Below are 19,834 nucleotides of genomic sequence, written 5' to 3' on the forward strand. Positions count from 1 at the left end.
TCAGATCGACAGGTGTTCGATCGCCGCGACGCTGCCCAGGCGGTCGGACAGGCGCGCAAGCAAGGCCAAGCGGTTGTTACGCACGGCCGCATCCTCAACATTCACCATCACGCTGTCGAAGAACGCATCGACCTGGGGACGGAGGCGTGCGAGGCGTCCCAGTACGGCAACGTAGTCGCGTGACTTCAAAAGCGGGTCGGTGTCGGCAATGGCGCTATTCACGGCGTCGGCGAGTTCGCGCTCCGCATTCTCGGTGAAGAGGTTGCCGTCAATACTCAAAGGAACGTCGCCCTCGACCTTCCGCAGAATATTCCGGATACGCTTGTTAGCGGCCGCCAATGCCTCGGCTTCCGGCAGCTTGGCAAACTCCGTGATAGCAATAAGACGGCGATCGAAGTTGGCTAGCGACTCGTCCTGACGTGAATGAGAACTTTGTCGGACAGACAAGAACTGCTGAGCGGGAATGCCACGGTCGGCGTAATAGCCCTCTAGGCGGTCCAGCACGAACTCGCAGAGTTCATACATGCCAAGGTCATGAGCTTGGCCACTCTTAGGGCCAACCGGCTGCAGCGCAAGCGCCGTCGAAACAGTGTGAGCAAAGGGAAGGTCCAGCTCACTCTCGATCTGCGTGCGCGCCAGGCCGAGCGCATTGCGACGCAGCGCGAACGGATCCTTGTTGCCGGTGGGCTTCAGGCCCGCGGCGAAACCGCCGGCGAGCGTGTCCAGGCGTTCGGCGATGGCGAGCACCTGGCCGAGCTTCGACGGCGCGATCGCGTCGCCGGCGAAACGCGGCATGTAGGCCTCGTCGATCGCATGCGCGATGTCGAGCGGTTCGTTCTCCACCGCGGCGTAGTAGCGGCCGGCGATGCCCTGCAGTTCCGGGAACTCGCCGACCAGTCGCGACTGCAGATCGGCCTTCGACAGTTCCGCCGCGCGGCGCGCGGTCGCCGGATCCACGCCGACCTGCGCGGCCACGGCTTCGGCCAGCGCGGCCACGCGCGCGACCTTGTCGGCGATGGAGCCGAGCTTGTCCTGGTACTTCACCGTCGCGAGGCCGTCGTTCATCGACGCCAGCCCCTGCTTCATGTCCTCGACGAAGAAGAACTTCGCGTCGGCGAAGCGCGGGCGGATCACGCGCTCATAGCCCTTGCGGACCTCGGCTTCGTCCTTCGACTCGATGTTGGCGATGCCGATGAAGTGCTCGCTCAACTTGCCTTCGGCGTCGAGCACCGGGAAGAACTTCTGGTTCGCCTCCATCGTGGCGATCAGCGCTTCCTGCGGCACGGCGAGGAACTCGCGCTCGAAGCTGCACGCGACGGCCTTCGGCCATTCGGTCAGGCCGTTGACCTCTTCGAGGATGCCGTCGTCGATGCGCGCGACACCGCCGGCGGCGCGCGCGGTGTCGGTCACTTCCAGCACGATGCGCTCGCGGCGCTCGTCCGGATCGACCAGCACCTTCGCGCCGCGCAGGGATTCCACATAATCGTCCGGCGTGGAGAACCACACCGGCTTGTCGTGCATGAAGCGATGGCCGCGGCTCATGCGGTCGGCGCGCGTACCGAACAGTTCGGCGTCCACCACGTCCTTGCCGAGCAGCATCACCAGCCAGTGCACCGGGCGCGCAAAGCCGTAGTCGTGGTCGCCCCAGCGCATCGGCTTGGGAATCGGCATCGCGGCGATGGCGTCGCGCAGGATGTCCGGCAGCAGCGCGGCGGTGCTCGCGCCCGGCTTCACCGAACGGTGCACGAAGCGCTCGCCCTTGTTGTCGGTGGTCTTTTCCAGCGTCGTCCAGTCGATGCCGGCCTTCGCGGCGAAACCCTGCAGCGCCTTGGTCGGGTGGCCGTCGGCGTCGAGCGCGATGTTGAGGTACGGCCCGAGCACTTCGGACTTCTGCTCCGGCTGTTCCAGCGCGACGGCCGGCAGGCGCACGGCGAGGCGGCGCGGCGTGTACAGCGGCTTGGCGCCTTCGCGGTCGAAGGCGACGCCGCGCTTGGCCAGGCCATCGAGGATGCCGTCGAAAAACGCCTGCGCCAGCGCGGGCAGCGCCTTGACGGGAAGCTCTTCGGTGCCGAGTTCGATCAGGAGGGGGGGCGTGGTGCTCATGCGGTTGCCTTGTTTATTTCTCTTCCCTTCTCCCCGGGAGAAGGTGCCCGAAGGGCGGATGAGGGGCGGCGAAGTGTCGGCGGTGGAAAGAGGATCGCAAAACAGCGCTCGGCGTTTCATTGAAGCGTCGCCACCACCGACAACACTTCGCCGACCCTCACCCCAACCCCACTCCCGGCGGGAGAGGGGCTTACGTCAAGCCGCCTTCGCGGCCTTCTTCAACACCGGGAAACCCAGCTTCTCGCGCTGCGCGTAATACGCCTCGGCGACGCCCTGGGCGATGCGGCGCACGCGCAGGATGTAGCGCTGGCGTTCGGTCACGCTGATCGCGCGGCGCGCGTCGAGCAGGTTGAAGCTGTGGCTGGCCTTGCAGACCTGGTCGTACGCCGGCAGCGGCAGGCCGAGTTCGATCAGCTTCAGCGCTTCGGCCTCGCACGCGTCGAAACGGTGGAAGAGTTCGGCGACGTCGGCGTGCTCGAAGTTGTACGCGCTCTGTTCGACTTCGTTCTGGTGATAGACGTCGCCGTAAGTCACCGGCGTGCCATCCGGGCCGTACGTCCAGATCAGGTCGTACACGTTGTCGACGTTCTGCAGGTACATGCACAGGCGTTCGAGACCGTAGGTGATCTCGCCCAGCACCGGGCGGCACTCCAGGCCGCCGGCCTGCTGGAAGTAGGTGAACTGCGTGACTTCCATGCCGTTGAGCCAGACTTCCCAGCCCAGGCCCCAGGCGCCGAGCGTCGGCGATTCCCAGTTGTCCTCCACCAGGCGCAGGTCGTGCACCAGCGGATCCACGCCGAGCGCCTTGAGCGAATCGAAGTACAGCTCGACGATGTTGTCCGGGCTGGGCTTCATCGCCACCTGGTACTGGTAGTAGCGCTGCAGGCGGTTGGGGTTCTCGCCGTAACGGCCGTCTGTGGGGCGGCGGCAGGGTTGGACGTAGGCGGCATTCCACGGCTCCGGACCGAGCGCCCGCAGGAACGTGGCCGGATGGAAGGTGCCGGCACCGACCTCCAGGTCGAGCGGCTGGATCAGCGTGCAGCCCTGGTCGGCCCAGTAGGCGTTCAGGCGCTGGATCAGTTCCTGGAAAGTCGGTCCCTGGAAGGTAGGTGCGGCCATGGTCTCGGTAGGGGTTCCGCAAAGCGGGTTAGTATAGCCGCGGGCCTTGATGCCGCTGGTTTTTTCGCACTTCCGCGGGGTCGGTGGCGCGGCCCGCACCATCTTCCGAAACGCCAGTGTCCGTATCGCCGTGAACACCCGACATACCCGGCCCTTCCTCATCCTCGAGACCGGACAACCGGTCGCTTCGATGCGTCGCCATCGAGGTTTTCCGCACTGGATCCGCGTGGCCGCCGGGCTCGATGCCGATGAGGCGGTGGTTGTGAACGTCGAAGCCGGAGAAGCACTTCCCGCACGCGAAGGTTTCGCCGGCACGATCATCACCGGCAGCGCCGCGATGGTCACCGAGCGACGCGAGTGGAGCGAACGCAGCGCGCACTGGCTGCGCGACGCCGCGCAAGAAGGCATGCCGCTGTTCGGCATCTGCTACGGCCACCAGCTGCTGGCGCACGCGCTCGGTGGCGAGGTCGGCGTCAATCCGACCGGCCGCGAGATGGGCACCATCGATTTGCAGCTGCATCCGCACGCCGACGAAGACCCGCTGTTCAAGGGCCTGCCCGCGCAGTTCGCGGCACAGGCCACGCACCTGCAGACCGTGCTGCGCGCGCCACACGGCGCGACGGTGCTGGCGAAGTCGAGTCAGGACGACTGCCACGCGTTCCGCTGGGGTGAACGCGCCTGGGGCGTGCAGTTCCATCCCGAATTCAGCGCCACGCACATGCGCGGCTACGTCCACGCGCGACGCGATGCGCTGCACGGCGAAGGCCGCTGCGCAAAGTCGCTGGCGCGCGCGGTCAGCGCCACGCCGCACGCGCGGCGCGTGTTGCGGCGCTTCGTGCGCCACGCACGCGGCCTGCACGGGCACTGAGGTTTCCGGCATCTCGTTCATGCGCGCGACGCGATCGCGCGCATTCCCCCACGCGTCCCCATCGAAACCCCTCCCCATGACGACTCACGCAACCGGCCCGCTGTCCGGGCTGACCTGGCTCAAGCGCGGCATCAACCTCGGTCGCCACAACGCGCGCGCGGTGTTCGGCGCGGCGGCGATCCTGATGTTCCTCTGGCTCGTGCCGAGTGTCGTGCAGCTGATGCTGATGGCTGCGTTGCGTCCCGGCCCGATGGGTGCATCGATCATCGGCGTCCTGACGACGCTGCTGGCCATCGGCCTCCTGCCCCCGCTCGTGGGCGGATACCTGCGCCTAATCGACGCATCGGAGAGCGGGCAGCCGGCGACGGCAAGCGACATCTTCGCCCCCTTCCGCCACGGTGGAGACGCGCGTCGCCTCATCAGCTTCGGCGCGATCATGCTCGTCAGCTCGCTGGTCCTGTTCGCGGTGCTGCTGGAGTTCTTCGGCGAAGGCATCGCCGAGTGGGTCACCCAGATCATGACCCTGTCCCAGCAGAGCAACGGGCAACTGGATCCGTCGCAGGTTCCTGCAGCCCCCGAGGGGCTTGGACGCCTGATCGGGCTGGGCTCGATCGCCTTCCTCCTGTTCGGCAGCGTGTGGGCGATCGGCTTCGGGCAGGTCGCGCTCGGCGGGCAACGCGTGCGCACGGCGATCGCGGATGGAGTCATGGGCACGCTCAAGAACCTGCTGCCGCTTCTGTTCGTCGCGATCGTGGTCGCGCTCGCGTTCCTGCCCCTCGGCCTCATCCTGGGGCTGGTGTTCAAGGTGCTGGAAGTGGGCGGCTCGCTGATTCATCCGGTACTGGGTTCGGCATTGCTGCTCGTCGCCAATCTCGCGTTCATGGTGGCGATGTACGTGGTGATGTTTGGCGTCATGTACTACTTGTGGCGCGACGTCTGCGCTCCGGCGGACACGCAGGGCAACGGCCCGCCGCCGTCGTCGTCGATCAATCACCAGATCGAGCTGTAAGCGACGCGCTTCCGCAGCCCGGGGGCGCGAAACGCACCCGGGTTCGCGATTAACCGCGCATCAACCCAGCGCCCGCTCCACCGCCGCCTGCGCCAGCGACGCCAGGTGGCCGGTCATCGCGATCGTCAGCGCCGCCGCGACGCTGGCCTGCAGCAGGATCCATCCACGCACCCACGCCGGAAGCGGCGCGTCCTCGCGGACAACGCGCGTGCCGCTGACGCGGTCGTGCAGCGCCAGGTACGTCGGCGGAACCGCGGCCATGACGTGGCCGATGTTGAGCGTCAGCCACGACAGCAGCCCCGCTAACTCACGCCCGATCGAGCGGAGCAGGCCCGGCGCCGCACCGTCGCGGTCCACCACGCGCAGCCGCAGCGCACGTTTGCCCGGGCTGCCCTGCCAGCGCGACTGCTCGCCGGCCACCTGCCACACGAGCATCGCGAGCGCGAAGGCGATGGTCGGCACACACAGCGCGCGCAGCAGCGCCATTTCCAGCGCGGCGATGGCGGGTCGGATCGACGTATCCGATGCCAGCGCGAACACGTCCGGCACGCCGCCGGCGTCGAGCTGCCTCGCGACCGCGCCGTAGAAGGTGTCGAGCACCGCGACGAAGGATTGTTCGAGCGCGTGGAGGTCGCGCGCCACGCGGTCCCACAGGAACGGCGCGAGCAATGCGGCGATCAGCGCCGCATCGAGCGACCACGCCGCGTAGCGCGGCAACAGGCGCGCCGGCGCACTCACGCGGTGGGCGTCTGCCCGGAGGTATCCGCGTCCTCGCGCGGCTTGAGCCAGCGCGATGCCACGATGCCCAGCTCGTAGAGGATGCACATCGGGATCGCGAGCATCAGCTGCGAGACGACGTCCGGCGGCGTGATCACCGCGGCGACGACGAACACGCCGACGATGGCGTACCCGCGCGATTCCCTCAGCTGCTGCGGCGTCACCCAGCCCAGCAGCACCAGGATCACCAGCGCGACCGGCAGTTCGAAGCTCGCGCCGAACGCGAGGAAGATCACCAGCACGAAGTCGAGGTACTTGCCGATGTCGGGCGTCATCGCGACCACTTCCGGCGTGAACCGCGCCAGGAAGCCGAACACCGACGGCAGTACCAGGAAGAAGGCGAACGCGCAGCCGGTGTAGAACAGCGCCACCGCCGAAACCAGCAGCGGCATCGCCAGGCGCTTTTCGCGGTGGTAGAGGCCCGGCGCCACGAAGGCCCACGCCTGGTAGAGCAGCCACGGCATCGTCACCAGCAAGGCGGCGAAGAACGCGAGCTTCACCGGCACGAAGAAGCCGCCGGCCGGATCGACCGCCACCAGCCGGCCGCTCTCGGGCAGCGAGCTCAGCAGCGGCTGTGCGAGGATCGCGTAGATGTCGGCCGCGAAGGGCAAAAGCACGACGAAGATGAGCATCAACCCGGCGACCGCCCGCAGCAGGCGCGCGCGCAGCTCGATCAGGTGGTCGATCAGGCGCGGCTCGGCGCCGTCGACGCCGGCCTCGTCACCGGAGTAGGTGTCGTGGTCGCGGCTCATCGACGCGGCGCCCCGTCATCGGAAGTGGACGGGACGGGGCGCGCGAGCGGCACGGGTTCGGCTTCCGAATCGGTTTCCACCGGAAGGCCGTGGGCGTAGACATCGTCGCCGCTTACGCCCGGTTCGATGGACTCGTCCGGGGGCAATACGTCCGGATCGGTCGCCGAGGCGAGCGAGCGTTCCTCGATTCCCGTGGACTCCGGCGTTTCGCGGGTCGAGAGTTCGCCCGCGGGGTCCGGCGTCGCATCGGTCAACGTTTCCGACTGCGCCGCTGCACCGCGCACGTCGCGGTCGAGCGCGTCGAGCTCACGCTGCAGGGATTCCTGCTCGCGCTTGATGCGGTTGCGCGCCTCGTCGAGGCCTTCATTGAAGCCCTGCTGGGCTTCGCGGAGCGATTCCTGCGTCTCGCGCAGGCTGCGCTTGAGTTCCTCGGCGGCCAGCTCGTTCTCGAGCTCGGACTTCACCGAATGCCACTGCGCGCGGGCGCGCCGGACCCACAGGCCGGCGAAACGCGCCGCCTTCGGCAGGCGTTCGGGCCCCAACACCAGCAGGGCCACGATCGCGATGACGAAGATCTCGGAGAACCCGATGTCGAACATGGCCGCCGACCGCCAGGACGCCGCGCCGCGTCAGCGCGGGGTGCGGTCGTCGTGCTTGGTGCTTTCGCCGGACTTGGTCTCGTCGCGACGCTCGTCGCGCAGCTGCGCCGAGGGCTTGTCCGCATCCTCATCGCCGTCGCGCATGCCCTTCTTGAAGCCCTTCACCGCTTCGCCGAGGTCCTTGCCGACGTTGCCCAGGCGCTTGGTGCCGAACACCAGCACCACGATCACCAGCACGATCAGCCAGTGCCAAAGACTCAAACCGCCCATGAGGAATGTCCGCGGGAAAAAGTGGAGGGTCAGGATACCGCAGCACCATGACGGCCGCTGTCGTCTCCGCGCGTGCGGAGGGTTAAGAACGTGACGACTGCACGGCGGTCAGGGCAGCGGTTCGGCCTGAACCGGGCTTTCCACCGTCTCGAAGGCCGAAGGCTGCTGCGCCTGCTGCGGGGCGTGCAGGGGCGCGGTCGTGGCCGAGCCCGTCGCCGGGGCGGCCGAAACCGCGCCGCTCGAATGCACCGCCGCCGAGCCCGCCGCCGGCCGCGGCGCGGAGGCGCGGGCGTTCGCATCGGCGCTCGCGTTCGAACGGGCGGTGCGCGCGATGTTGCTGGCTTCCTCCAGGCGGTCGCGGAAATCCACCACCGCGGTCGACGGCTGTCCGTTCGCGCGGCCTTCGAAGATCATCCGCGGCGTGGTGTCGCGGCCGTAGACCGATTCGTTGGCCTCGTCGTCGATGGACAGCACCGCGCCGTCGAGGGCGATGCCGGCGAACAGGCCGCGCGCGCGCGACCACGACCAGATCTCGGCCTTGAGCTGGCCGTCCGTCGCGGTGCCCGCGTTGCGGCCGACCGGGCCCGCCGCGACGCCGGCATCGGCGCCCAGGGTGACCTTGCCGTTGACGATGTTGTCCAGGCCGCGGTCGCTGCGGAACACCAGGACGATGTCGGCCGACTGCACGCCGGCCTGGAAGCCGATGCTGCCGCCGGTGAGCTTCACGAAGCTGGGGTTCGACCACGTGCCGTCGGGGTTCTTCACCGACAGCAGGCCGTGGCCGCGACGGCCACCGACGACCAGGCCCACCTTGAGCGCGTCGGGCACGACCACGATCCCGCGCGCTTCGTCGAGCAGCTTGTCGGGAATGCCGGATTCGGGGATCTGCTGGATGTCGGTGAGCACGCGCACGGCCTGGCGCGCGCGATCGTCCTCCTGCTGGCCGGCGACCGCCGAGGTGGCGATGCCAAGGGCGAGGGAAAGGACGGCGATACGCAGCAGGGCAGGGCGCGGCAGACGGGACATGGCGGACTCCAGTGAAAACTCGACGATGCGCAGCTGGGGGAAATTCGAGCGTTCGACCGCCGGCGCGGCAGTCGGTTCAGGCTAGTGATTCGGCAATGAATCCTTACCGAATCGGCGCGCACGTCAAGCGCCGAAAGTGCGACGGCCTCGCCTATCCTGAGCAATCCGGCGTGCGGATCGTGTCGCTGCCGGATCGCCGGCGCGCATTAGCGATGTGATTCGCGCCGGCCGGCGCAGCTGTCATCCTATGCGCATGCCCGCCTCCGCCAGCACCGACGCCGCGCTCGACGGCGCCCCGACTTCACCTTCTTCGGCCCCGCCGGACACCGCCCTTGTCCTGGTGAACCTCGGCACGCCGGACGCGCCGACGCCCGCCGGCGTGCGTCGTTACCTCGCCGAATTCCTGGGCGATCGCCGCGTCGTCGGCCTGCCGCGCTGGTTCTGGCTGCCGCTGCTGCATCTGGTCGTGCTGCCGCTGCGATCGAAGCCCGTCGCGAAGAAGTACGCGAGCATCTGGATGGGCGGCGAGGACGGCGGTTCCCCGCTGGCGGTGTACACGCGCCGGCTCGCGTGGGCGGTGCAGAACGAGTTGCCGCAGCTGCGGGTGATCGACGCGATGCGCTACGGCTCGCCGTCGCTGGCGGCTCGCCTTCGCCAGCTGCGCGAAGCCGGCGTGCGCCGCGCGCTGGTGCTGCCGCTGTATCCGCAGTATTCGACGACGACCACCGCGTCGGTCGACGACGTGCTCGCGCGCGAACACGCGCTGCCCACGCGGCTGGTGGAGAACTACCACCTCGACGACGGCTGGCTCGATGCGGTGGCCGATTCGATCCGCGCGCATCGCGCGCAGCACGCCGCCGGCGAACACCTGCTGTTCTCCTTCCACGGCTTGCCGCAGCGGCTGATCGACGAAGGCGATCCGTACCAGCGTCATTGCGAAGCGGGTGCACGCGCCATCGCGAAGCGGCTGGAGCTCGCCGATGACCAGTGGAGCCTGAGCTACCAGTCGCGCTTCGGTCGCGACAAATGGCTGGAGCCGAGCACGCAGCAGACGCTGCACGCGCTCGCCGCGCGCGGCGTGCGCAACGTCGACGTGGTTGCGCCGGGGTTCGCGGTGGACTGCATCGAGACGCTGGAAGAAGTGGCGATGATGCTCGCCGAGGATTTCGCCGAGCACGGCGGCACGTTGCGCTACATCCCGTGCCTCAACGATTCGCTTCCGCACGCACGCGCCCTGGCCGGCATCGCCCGCCAGGAACTGCACAACTGGATCTGAGGCACCTGCACCCGATGCCCGCACGCGGCCTGCACAACTTCACGCTCGATACCCCGACCGGCCGCATCGCCGGGCTGCGTAGCGAGCCCGGCGGTGCGCGCGTCATCGCGCTGCACGGCTGGCTCGACAACGCCGCCAGCTTCGTGCCGCTGGCCGAACACCTCCACGGCATCGAACTCGTCGCGCCCGATCTGCCGGGACACGGCGCCAGCGCGCATCTCGCGCCGGGCGCGGATTACTCGTTCGCCGCCGCGGTGAATGCGGTGCTCGACGTCGCCGACGCGCTGGGCTGGGAGCGGTTCTCGCTGCTCGGCCATTCGATGGGCGCGGGGATTTCCAGCCTCGTCGCTGCCGCGTGCCCGCAGCGCGTGGAGCGCCTGGTCGCGATCGAGGCGCTCGGCGCGCTCGCCGAAGTGCCCGAGCGGACCGTGTCGCGCCTGCGCGAAGCCATCGCGGCCTATCGCGCGCTGCGCGGCAAATCGCTGCGCGTGTTTCCCGACATCGCCATCGCGATCCGCGCACGCATGGCTGCCGGCGCGAACGTCGGCAGTCGTCTGGAAGAACGCGCGGCGCGGTTGCTCGTCGAGCGCGGCGTCGTGCCGGTCGAAGGCGGGTTTACCTGGTCGAGCGATCCGCGCCTGACGCTGCCGACGATGCAGCGCATGACCGAACCGCAGATCCGCGATCTCGTCGCCGGCATCGAATGCCCGACGCGCGTGATCTTCGCCGATCCCGCGCAACCCTATCTGCCCGATGCGTTGCGTCGCGAACGCGCGGCGTTGCTGCCTGCAGGCGAGCTCATCGTCATCGACGGCGGCCATCACCTGCACATGGAACAGCCCGGGCGCATCGCCGAGGTGATCGGCGATTTCTTCGTGCGCGGATGACGCGCCGCTAGACCTTCCCGCACAACGCGCGCAGCGTCGCCTTCAGGCGCCGTCCTTCGGCGTGGAAGTAATCGCGCTCCTCGCGCCACTGCGGGCAGCGCGCTTCCACTTCGCGCCAGAAGCTGCGCGAGTGGTCGGCGTGGATGAGATGGCAGAGTTCGTGCACGAGCACGTATTCGAACGCGCCCGGTCGCGCGAGCACGAGCGAGAGGTCCAGCGCCATCGAGCCATCGGGCGCGAGCGAACCCCACTGCGACGACATGATCTTGAACGTCACCCGGCGCGGCGCGCGCGGCAGCGCCGGCAGGTAGCGCGGCATCCAGCGGCCGACGTCGGCGCGCCCCTGCGCTTCGAGGAAATCGCGAACCGCGCGCCGCACGGCCGTGTCGCCGGCGCGCGCGGGATGCGTGAACACCAGGTCGCCAGTGCCATCGTTCGCATGATCCAGCCGCGTGAATCGGCCGGCCTGCCAGCGCACGTCATGCAGTGCGCCGCGCAACGGCAACTGCACGTCGACGCCCGGCTCCAGCGAGGGCACGCCGTCGACGGCGAAGCGTTCGAGCTGCGCGGCAAGCCAGTCGCGATGCTGCGTGACGAAGCGGTCGGCCGTAGCCAGGCTCGCGCGCATCGGGATCGTGAGGCGCGCGCCGCGTTCGTCGACCGACAGCTTCATCCGCCGCGCGCGCGGATCACGCACGCGTTGCAGCGGGACGGTGCGGCCGTCGGACAGTTCGATGTCGAGCGTTTCGCGCTCGACCGTGCGCGGCGTGGGCGCGAACAGGCGGGCGAGGGGGCGCGGCGGAGACGGCATGGCAGCATCTTAGCGATGCTGCGTGACGATGTGCGCCGTCACGGCGCACACATTGCGCGACCCGCGAAATCCGCAACCCTTCACGCGACGGCGAAGGGCGCGGCGTGATTCAGGCTTCGGCCTTCGACAGCTTCAGCGCGCCTTCCAGCACCGTGAACAGGCGGCGGAACTCGCCGGCCATCAACACGAAGCGGGCGTCGAGTTCGGCGCGAAGGTCGTCGCGTTCGGTCGATTCCAGCTCGTCCACCGCGCCGTCGAGCAGCTTGAACTTGCGCACGACGAGGTCTTCGCCGAGGACGAACGAAACGTGATCGTCCAGCGTCAGCGCCAGGCGCGTGACCTGCTTGCCCGATTCCAGGTGCTTGGTGATCTCGTCGCTCTGCAGCTCCATGCGCTGCACCTTCACCACCGCGCCCTGGTCGATCGGATCGCGCAGTTCGCACTCATCGCCCAGCGAGAGCCCTTCGGGCAGCGGCTCGCCGGCGACCCAGCCGGTCAGCACCGAGCGCGGCGCCACTTCGGCGTTCAGCGGGAGCGCCGGGAAACTGCCGAGCGCGCGGCGGATCTCGCTCACGACGTTCTCGCCGGACTTGCGGCTGGAGGTGTCCACGGCGACCACGCCGAGGCCAGTGTCGATGAGGGCGTCGGTGCGGCTGGGCTTCACGAACGCGCGCGGCAGCAGGTCGGTGATGAGTTCGTCCTTGATGCGCTTGCGCGTCTTGCCGCCGGGCTTGCGGCCTTCCTTCGCCTCGATCTCCGACAGCTTCTTGTTGAGCATGTCGTTGACGACCGAGCCCGGCAGGATCTTGTCCTCGCCGCCGACGGCGAGCCACGTCGCGTCGCTGCGCTTGTGCGACATCTCGTCGGAGTCGCGCCCGAACGGCGAGATGAAGCCGCGGCTGGACAGTTCCAGCGGGCCGACCGCGCGAAGCTGGCATTCGGTCAGGCCGCTGTCGAGGTCGTCGAACTTGGTGGTGGTGGGGAAGCGGAACAGCGTCAGGTTGCGGAAGAACATTTAGGGTCCCGTGAAGTTTCAGCTCCGTCATTCCCGCGAAAGCGGGAATCCAGTGCCTTGATCGCGTACGGCGTGAAGTCGCTGGATCCCCGCTTTCGCGGGGATGACGACATCAATCGGATGGGTTATGGAGCGTCCTGCGCGTGCGGCTCGCCCGCCAGCCACGCATGCGCGTCCGGCATCGGCGCATCGCCACTGCGACCGAGCGCGAGGAAATCGAACAGCTTCGGATCGCCGAGCTGCGATGGACGGATGTCGCCGAGCGCGCGCGCGATGGTCTCGATGCGGCCGGGCGTGTCGCGCTCCCACGCGTCCATCATCTTCTTGACCTGCTTGCGCTGCAGGTTTTCCTGCGAGCCGCACAGGTTGCACGGGATGATGGGAAAACCCTTCGCATCGGCATAGGCGGCGATGTCGTCCTCGCGCACGTACGCGAGCGGGCGGATCACCACGTGCTTGCCGTCGTCGCTGAGCAGCTTGGGCGGCATGCCGGCGAGCTTGGCGTGGAAGAACAGGTTCAGGAAGAACGTCGCGACCAGATCATCGCGATGGTGGCCGAGCGCGATCTTCGTGAAGCCGTTCTCTTCGGCGTAGGTGTACAGCGCGCCGCGGCGCAGCCGCGAACACAGCGAGCACATCGTCTTGCCTTCCGGCACCACGCGCGTGACGACCGAATAGGTGTCCTGCTCGATGATGTGGTACGGCACGCCGATCGACTTGAGGTATTCCGGCAGCACGTGCTCGGGGAAGTCCGGCTGCTTCTGGTCGAGGTTCACCGCCACCAGCTCGAACTTCACCGGCGCCTTCTGCTGCAGCTGCAGGAGGATGTCGAGCATCGTGTAGCTGTCCTTGCCGCCGGACAGGCACACCATCACCTTGTCGCCGTCCTCGATCATGCCGAAGTCGGCGATCGCGCGGCCCACCTGGTGGCGCAGGCGCTTGGCGAGCTTGTTGTTCTCGTGCGCGCGACGTTGCGCGCGGTGGGCGAGCGGCTGGGGTTCCAGCAAGGGCAGGACGGTACTCATGGACCGTCCATTCTACCGGCGCGGCCGCGGTGACGCTGGTCGCGCGGGCGCGTTAAGCTTCGGGGATGACCGAAAGCGACGATCCCGCCGTGCTCGCGCACCAGCTGGCCGAACTCCGGCTCGAACACCGCGACCTCGACGCGGCGATCGAACGCCTTTCGCGGCTGCCCGACGCGGACGAGCTGACGGTCAAGCGCCTGAAGAAGCGCAAGCTGTGGCTGAAGGACTGCATCGCGCGGCTGGAAAGCGCGCTGATCCCCGACGAGCCGGCCTGAGCGCGGCTCGTCGACCGCGCCGGTCTATCCGAGCAGCATCCGCACGATCCCCGCCGCCGCCTCGCGGCCTTCGTACGCCGCCGTCACCACCAGGTCCGCACCGCGCACGCCGTCGCCGCCGGCGAAAACGCGCGTGTTCGTCGTCTGGAACGGCAGCGCCGCCGTCGCCGCGCGACGCGATCCGCAACCCGACGGCGGCTGCGTCACGCGGATGCGGCCGTTGCTTTCCAGTTCGATGCCGTGCGCCGATAGCCACTGCGGCGGATCGGGCTGGAAGCCGAACGCGATGATCACCACGTCGGCCGCGAGCACCGATTCGCTTCCCGGCACGAGTTCCGCGTTGCGTCGGCCCAGCGCGTCGGGTTCGCCCAGGCGCGTTTCGGCGACGCGCACGCCGGTGACCTCGCCGTCGTCGCCCAGCAGCGCAAGCGGCTGGCGGTTGAAGAGGAACTGCACGCCTTCCTCGCGCGCGTTGGCGACTTCGCGTGCGGAACCGGGCATGTTCGCCTCGTCGCGACGGTACGCGCAGGTCACGCGCGCCGCGCCCAGTCGCACCGCGCTGCGCACGCAGTCCATGCCGGTGTCGCCGCCGCCGAGCACCACCACGCGCTTGCCGTGCAGGTCCGGCAGGGCGACGCGATCTTCCCAGCCGGCGATCGGCTTGCCCTGCGCTTCGTCGTCGCCATGCACCAGCCGTCCGTTGTGCACCAGGAACGGCAGCGCCGGCAGCACGCCCTTCAGGTCCTGTCCCGGCAGGCCGCCGTCGGTGTAGCGATAGCTGCCCAGCCCGAGGAACACGGCGTCGAACTCCGCGAGGAGGTCGTCGAGCCCCACGTCGCGGCCGATCTCCACGCCGAGGCGGAACTGCACGCCCATGCCTTCGAGCACGTCGCGACGCGTCTGCAGCACCGACTTCTCCAGCTTGAAGCTCGGAATGCCGAAGTGGAGCAGGCCGCCGATCTGTTCATAGCGGTCGAACACGACCGCTTCGATGCCCGCACGCGCGAGGCGGTCCGCGCACGACAGGCCGGCCGGGCCGGCGCCGATCACCGCCACGCGCTTGCCGGTGGCGGCGACCTTCGACAGGTCCGGTCGCCAGCCGTCGGCGAGCGCGCGATCGCTGATGTACTTCTCGACCGCGCCGATGGTGACCGCGCCGAAGCCGTCGTTGAGCGTGCAGCTGCCTTCGCACAGGCGATCCTGCGGGCACACGCGGCCGCAGATTTCCGGCAGCGGATTGGTTTCGTGCGCGAGCGCGGCGGCTTCGAAGATGCGGCCTTCGCGCGCGAGTTCCAGCCAGTTTGGAATGTAGTTGTGCAGCGGGCATTTCCAGCTGCAGTACGGGTTGCCGCAATCCAGGCAGCGGCTGGCCTGATGCTTCGCCTCGGCCTCGCCGAAGCGGCCGTAGAGTTCGCTCCAGTCGCCGCTGCGGCGCAACTCCAGCGGAATGCGCGACGGCATCTGCCGGGGCGTCTCGCGGAAGGCGAACACGGGCTTCTTGCTGTCCATCTTGCTCACGCCGCTCTCCGCAGGTTTTCGGCCAGCGATTCCAGGCTCGCCGCCTTCGGCTTGACCAGCCAGAACTTGCCGAGGAAGTCGCGCATCTCGTCGAGGATCTTCCGCGCCCACACGCTGCCGGTGAGCTGCACGTGCGCCTCCAGCAGTTCGCGCAGGTGCGAGCGGTGGTTCTCGAAACCGTCGGACGCGATGCGCAGGATGTCGATGAGTTCGTGGTTGTAGCGATCGACGAAATCGCGCTCGGTATCGAGCACGTACGCCATGCCGCCGGTGAAGCCCGCGCCGAAGTTCAGACCCGTGCGGCCGAGCACCGCGACCACGCCGCCGGTCATGTATTCGCAGCAGTGATCGCCCGCGCCTTCCACCACCGCCGTCGCGCCGGAATTGCGCACGCCGAAGCGCTCGCCCGCGCGGCCGGCCGCGTAGAGTTCGCCGCCTGTGGCGCCGTACAGGCAGGTGTTGCCGATGATCGGCGTCTCGTGTGCGGTGTAGCGTGCGCCCATCGGCGGACGGATCACGATGCGTCCGCCCGCCATGCCCTTGCCGACGTAATCGTTCGCTTCGCCATGCAGTTCGAACTGCAGGCCACCGGCGTTGAACGCGCCGAAGCTCTGGCCGGCGGTGCCGTCGAAGCGAAGCGAAATCGGCGCATCGACCATGCCGCGATCGCCATGCAGCCGCGCGATGCGGCCCGAGAGGCGCGCGCCGATGCTGCGATCGGTGTTGCGGATCGTGTACGCGTACGCGCCGCCGCGCTTGCTCGCGATGGGCTCGGCCAGGTCGATGTCGAGCTGCGCCGCCAGGCCCGTCGCATCGGCCGATGGCTGCGGCACGCCGCAATGGCCGCCGTGCGCGAGGCCGCTGCCGGCAAGCAGCGGCGCGAGGTCGAGCTTGTGCTGCCGCTCGCCGTCGCCTTCGAGCTGCTTCAGAAGATCCGTGCGGCCGACCAGTTCGCCGAGCGTGCGCACGCCCAGCTGCGTGAGCCAGAAGCGCACTTCCTCGGCGAGCAGGCGGAAGAAGTTCTCCACGCGGTCGGGCAGGCCGGTGAAATGCTCGCGACGCAGCGCGTCGTCCTGCGTCGCCACGCCCGTCGCGCAGTTGTTGAGATGGCAGATGCGCAGGTACTTGCAGCCCAGCGCGATCATCGGCGCGGTGCCGAAGCCGAAACTTTCCGCGCCCAGCAACGCGGCCTTCACCACGTCCAGGCCGCTCTTCAGGCCGCCGTCGGTCTGCAGGATCACGCGATCGCGCAGGTCGTTCGACACCAGCGCCTGGCGTGCTTCGGACAAACCGAGTTCCCACGGCGTGCCGGCGTAGCGGATGGACGAGATCGGACTCGCGCCCGTACCGCCGTCGTGGCCGGAGATGGTGATCAGGTCCGCGCCGGCCTTCGCGACGCCGGTGGCAATCGTGCCCACGCCCGCATGCGACACGAGCTTCACCGACACCAGCGCCTGCGGATTGACCTGCTTGAGGTCGAAGATCAGCTGCGCGAGATCCTCGATGGAATAGATGTCGTGATGCGGCGGCGGCGAGATCAGGCCGATGCCCGGCATCGCGTAACGCAGGCGCGCGATCAGCTCGTTGACCTTGTGGCCCGGCAGCTGGCCGCCTTCGCCGGGCTTGGCGCCCTGCGCGACCTTGATCTGCAGCACTTCGGCGTTGACCAGGTATTCCGGCGTCACGCCGAAACGGCCCGACGCGATCTGCTTGATCTTCGACACCTTGTCGGTGCCGTAACGCGCCGGATCCTCGCCGCCTTCGCCGGAATTGCTGCGCCCGCCCAGGCGGTTCATCGCGATCGCCAGCGCCTCGTGCGCTTCGGGCGACAACGCGCCCAGGCTCATCGCGGCCGAATCGAAGCGGCGCACGATGGCGGAAACGGGTTCGACGTCTTCCAGCGGAATAGCGATGGCGTCAGACGTATCGACGTCGAGCAGGTCGCGCAGCGCGGCGGTGGGGCGTTCATTGACCGCGGCGGCGTAACGCTGCCAGTCGTTCCAGTCGCCGGTGGATACGGCGCGCTGCAGGTTCATCACCACGTCGGGATTGAACAGGTGGTATTCGCCGCCGGGCGTGTACTTGAGCAGGCCGCCGATGTTCGGCAGCGCGTTCGCGTTCCATGCGTGTTCGGCGAGCGTGGCCGCGTCCTCGTGCAGTTCGGCGAAGCCGGCGCCGCCAATGCGCGAGGGCGTGCCGGCGAAGCACAGGTCCACGACTTCGCGATCCAGGCCGACGATCTCGAACAGCCGGGCGCCGCGATAGCTGCCGATGGTGCTGATGCCCATCTTCGAGATGATCTTCAGCAGGCCCTTCTTGATGCCGCGCCGGTAGCTGCGGCCGATTTCGGCGACCTGCCCGTGCTTGGTCTTGAGGATGCCGCGCACGCCGAGGTCGTGCAGCGTCTGGTACGCGAGGTACGGATACACCGCGGTCGCACCGACGCCGATCAGGCAGGCGAAATGATGCGGATCGCGCGCGGTGCCGGTTTCTACGATGAGGTTGGATTCGCAACGAAGCCCCGCGCGCACCAGGTGCTGGTGCACCGCGCCGGTGGCGAGCAGCGCGTGCGCCATGAGCCGGCCCTCGACCGGATAGCGGTCGCTCAGCACCAGCAGCACCTTGCCGTCGCGCGTTGCGGTTTCGGCCTCGGCGCAGATGCGTTCGAGCGCGGCCTTCAGGCCTTCCTCCGGTGCGTAATGCAGGTGGATCAGCGCGTGCGCGTTCTCGTACTGCTCCATCGCAAGCATCTGCCGCAGCTTGCGCTGCGAGAGCACGGGCGAATTGAGATGGATGTGGTCGACGTTGCCGGGGCCGTCGACGAACACGTTGCCCTCGCGACCGAGCTGCGTCGCCAGCGACATCACGCAGTCCTCGCGCAGCGGGTCGATCGGCGGGTTGGTCACCTGCGCGAACGCCTGGCGGAACTGGTCGTACAGCGGGCGCACCTGCTGGCTCAGCACGGCCATCGGCACGTCGTCGCCCATCGAGCCGACCGCTTCCTGCTCGGTTTCAGCCAGCGGACGCAGCACCTGCTCGCGCTCCTCGCGCGTGAGCTGGAACAGCTTCTGGAAGCGCGTCAGCGTCTCGCTGTCGAAGGGTTCGGCCGCGAGCGCGGGATCGATCAGCTCGGTCTGCAGGTAAGTGACGCCCTGCTTGAGCCAGCGCTTGTACGGGGCGCGCGCGCGGTTGATGCGGTCGATCGCCTCGCTGTCGAGCACTTCGCCCAGGTAAAGATCCACCGCGATCATCTCGCCCGGGCCGAGCTTGCCCTTGGCCTCGATCTCCTCCGCCGGGCGCTCCCACACGCCGGCTTCGGACGCGATGAGGAAATGGCGATCGCGCGTGCGCATCCAGCGCGCCGGGCGCAGGCCGTTGCGATCGAGCGTGCACGCGGCGTAGCGGCCATCGACGGTGACGATACCGGCCGGGCCGTCCCACGGCTCGGTGTTGAGCGCGTAGTACTCGTAGAACGCGGCGAGGTCGGCGTCCTTGTATTCCAGCGATTGCGTCGCCGGCGGGATCAGGATGCGCATCGCCTTCAGCAGGTCCATGCCGCCGGCCTGCAGCAGCTCGAGCATGTTGTCGAGCGATTGCGAATCCGAGCCGTCCATCGTGATGACCGGATCGAACTCGGTCAGCTCGAGGTTCGGCGTGCGCCACACGTGTGCACGCGCCTGCGCCCACGCGCGGTTGCCGGAAATGGTGTTGATCTCGCCGTTGTGCGCGAGCAGGCGGAACGGCTGCGCGAGCGGCCAGCGCGGCGTGGTGTTGGTCGAAAAGCGTTGGTGGAACACGACGACGCTGGCGGCCAGGTCACTGCGCTGCAGGTCCGGATACAGCTGCGAAAGCCGGTTCGGCAGCACCATGCCCTTGTAGCCGATGCTCGCGGTGGACAGGCTGACGACGTAGAAGTCGGGAAGCTCGCGCAGGCGCTGTTCGGCGCGACGGCGCGCGAGGAACAGCGAGCGCTGGAAGCTCGCCGCATCGAAGGCGCCGGCGGGTTTCACGAAGATCTGCTCGATGCGCGGCATCGTGCGCTTGGCCAGTTCGCCGCACGCGGCCAGATCGACCGGCACGACGCGCCAGCCGGCGACGTCGACGCGTTCGCGCTGCAGCTGCGCGGCGAACTCGTCCTTCGCGCGCGCCGCTTCGGTTTCATCGTGCGGAAGGAACACGAGGCCGGAGGCGTAATGCGCGCCGAGCGCGATGCCCGACTCGCGCGCGAGCGCGCGCAGGAAGGCGTCCGGTTGGCGGATCAGCAGGCCGCAGCCGTCGCCGCTGAGTCCGTCGGCCGCGATGCCGCCGCGATGCGTCATGCGCACCAGTGCCTCGATCGCGCGATCGACGATGGCGCGGCTGGGCGCGTCGTCGAGCTGCGCGATCAGGCCGAAGCCGCACGCATCGCGCTCATCGCGCGGGTCGTAGAGACCGACAGGGCCGGGACGGTACTGCTGCTGCATCGTCGCTCCATCGCGGATTCACCGCTGGGTTGCTGTGCGAA

At 68.5% G+C, this 19,834-nt stretch carries 17 protein-coding genes; 5 read left to right on the forward strand and 12 right to left on the reverse strand.

Going from position 1 to position 19,834, the window contains the following annotated elements:
* Positions 1 to 2,103 carry a glycine--tRNA ligase subunit beta gene (gene glyS, locus GOY17_RS00480; RefSeq protein ID WP_157028854.1) on the reverse strand — a complete coding sequence of 701 codons (2,103 nt, stop codon included), beginning with the start codon at positions 2,101 to 2,103 and terminating at the stop codon, positions 1 to 3.
* A gap of 195 nt (positions 2,104 to 2,298) precedes the next feature.
* Positions 2,299 to 3,222, reverse strand: a complete 924-nt coding sequence (gene glyQ, locus GOY17_RS00485; protein WP_157028855.1) for a glycine--tRNA ligase subunit alpha — start codon at positions 3,220 to 3,222, stop codon at positions 2,299 to 2,301.
* Between the two features lie 130 nt (positions 3,223 to 3,352).
* Between glyQ and GOY17_RS00490 the strand changes: the two genes are divergently transcribed.
* Both GOY17_RS00490 and GOY17_RS00495 read left to right on the forward strand, forming a co-directional pair.
* Positions 3,353 to 4,090, forward strand: a complete 738-nt coding sequence (locus tag GOY17_RS00490; RefSeq protein ID WP_269750035.1) for a glutamine amidotransferase — start codon at positions 3,353 to 3,355, stop codon at positions 4,088 to 4,090.
* 76 nt (positions 4,091 to 4,166) lie between these two features.
* Positions 4,167 to 5,099, forward strand: coding sequence for a hypothetical protein (locus GOY17_RS00495; protein ID WP_157028857.1), 933 nt, complete (start codon positions 4,167 to 4,169; stop codon positions 5,097 to 5,099).
* A 60-nt stretch (positions 5,100 to 5,159) separates the two neighbouring features.
* Here GOY17_RS00495 and GOY17_RS00500 read toward each other — a convergent pair whose 3' ends face one another.
* The 5 genes from GOY17_RS00500 to GOY17_RS00520 form a co-directional block, all read right to left on the reverse strand.
* Complete coding sequence (locus GOY17_RS00500; protein ID WP_198173758.1) at positions 5,160 to 5,837, reverse strand: RDD family protein; 678 nt, start codon at positions 5,835 to 5,837, stop codon at positions 5,160 to 5,162.
* Complete coding sequence (gene tatC, locus GOY17_RS00505; RefSeq protein WP_115844753.1) at positions 5,834 to 6,628, reverse strand: twin-arginine translocase subunit TatC; 795 nt, start codon at positions 6,626 to 6,628, stop codon at positions 5,834 to 5,836. The genes GOY17_RS00500 and tatC overlap by 4 nt, the downstream gene beginning before the upstream one ends.
* Positions 6,625 to 7,227 carry a Sec-independent protein translocase protein TatB gene (tatB, locus tag GOY17_RS00510; RefSeq protein ID WP_157028859.1) on the reverse strand — a complete coding sequence of 201 codons (603 nt, stop codon included), beginning with the start codon at positions 7,225 to 7,227 and terminating at the stop codon, positions 6,625 to 6,627. The genes tatC and tatB overlap by 4 nt, the downstream gene beginning before the upstream one ends.
* A 30-nt stretch (positions 7,228 to 7,257) precedes the next feature.
* On the reverse strand, positions 7,258 to 7,497 hold the full coding sequence (gene tatA, locus GOY17_RS00515; RefSeq protein ID WP_115844751.1) for a Sec-independent protein translocase subunit TatA: 240 nt from the start codon (positions 7,495 to 7,497) through the stop codon (positions 7,258 to 7,260).
* Between the two features lie 108 nt (positions 7,498 to 7,605).
* The gene (locus tag GOY17_RS00520) at positions 7,606 to 8,523 is read right to left on the reverse strand and encodes a lipid-binding SYLF domain-containing protein (RefSeq protein ID WP_157028860.1); all 918 of its coding nucleotides are present in this window, start codon (positions 8,521 to 8,523) and stop codon (positions 7,606 to 7,608) included.
* Between the two features lie 253 nt (positions 8,524 to 8,776).
* Here GOY17_RS00520 and hemH point away from each other — a divergent pair, with 253 nt between their 5' ends.
* Positions 8,777 to 9,799 (forward strand): ferrochelatase, encoded by a 1,023-nt coding sequence (gene hemH / locus GOY17_RS00525; RefSeq protein WP_157028861.1) that lies wholly within the window; start codon positions 8,777 to 8,779, stop codon positions 9,797 to 9,799.
* A gap of 14 nt (positions 9,800 to 9,813) precedes the next feature.
* A complete protein-coding gene (locus GOY17_RS00530; protein ID WP_157028862.1) occupies positions 9,814 to 10,686 on the forward strand; it encodes an alpha/beta fold hydrolase in 873 nt (290 codons plus the stop codon).
* Positions 10,687 to 10,693: 7 nt separating this feature from the next.
* On the opposite strand, the gene GOY17_RS00535 is transcribed toward GOY17_RS00530, so the two are convergent.
* The 3 genes from GOY17_RS00535 to ttcA form a co-directional block, all read right to left on the reverse strand.
* Positions 10,694 to 11,497, reverse strand: a complete 804-nt coding sequence (locus GOY17_RS00535; protein WP_157028863.1) for a M48 family metallopeptidase — start codon at positions 11,495 to 11,497, stop codon at positions 10,694 to 10,696.
* A 109-nt stretch (positions 11,498 to 11,606) separates the two neighbouring features.
* Positions 11,607 to 12,512 carry a recombination-associated protein RdgC gene (locus GOY17_RS00540; protein ID WP_115844743.1) on the reverse strand — a complete coding sequence of 302 codons (906 nt, stop codon included), beginning with the start codon at positions 12,510 to 12,512 and terminating at the stop codon, positions 11,607 to 11,609.
* A 125-nt stretch (positions 12,513 to 12,637) separates the two neighbouring features.
* Positions 12,638 to 13,537, reverse strand: coding sequence for a tRNA 2-thiocytidine(32) synthetase TtcA (gene ttcA, locus GOY17_RS00545; RefSeq protein WP_157028864.1), 900 nt, complete (start codon positions 13,535 to 13,537; stop codon positions 12,638 to 12,640).
* A 65-nt stretch (positions 13,538 to 13,602) separates the two neighbouring features.
* On the opposite strand from ttcA, the gene GOY17_RS00550 reads away from it, so the two are divergent.
* The gene (locus tag GOY17_RS00550; RefSeq protein ID WP_115844739.1) at positions 13,603 to 13,812 is read left to right on the forward strand and encodes a YdcH family protein; all 210 of its coding nucleotides are present in this window, start codon (positions 13,603 to 13,605) and stop codon (positions 13,810 to 13,812) included.
* Between the two features lie 24 nt (positions 13,813 to 13,836).
* Here GOY17_RS00550 and GOY17_RS00555 read toward each other — a convergent pair whose 3' ends face one another.
* Together GOY17_RS00555 and gltB are read right to left on the reverse strand one after the other, a co-directional pair.
* Positions 13,837 to 15,321 (reverse strand): glutamate synthase small subunit GltD family protein, encoded by a 1,485-nt coding sequence (locus GOY17_RS00555; protein WP_157031535.1) that lies wholly within the window; start codon positions 15,319 to 15,321, stop codon positions 13,837 to 13,839.
* A 5-nt stretch (positions 15,322 to 15,326) separates the two neighbouring features.
* Positions 15,327 to 19,793: a glutamate synthase large subunit gene (gltB, locus tag GOY17_RS00560; RefSeq protein ID WP_157028865.1), complete on the reverse strand. Its 4,467-nt coding sequence runs from the start codon at positions 19,791 to 19,793 to the stop codon at positions 15,327 to 15,329.
* Between the last annotated feature and the right edge of the window lie 41 nt (positions 19,794 to 19,834).

This window comes from Lysobacter soli, from assembly GCF_009755585.1.
GTDB lineage: Bacteria > Pseudomonadota > Gammaproteobacteria > Xanthomonadales > Xanthomonadaceae > Lysobacter_J > Lysobacter_J soli.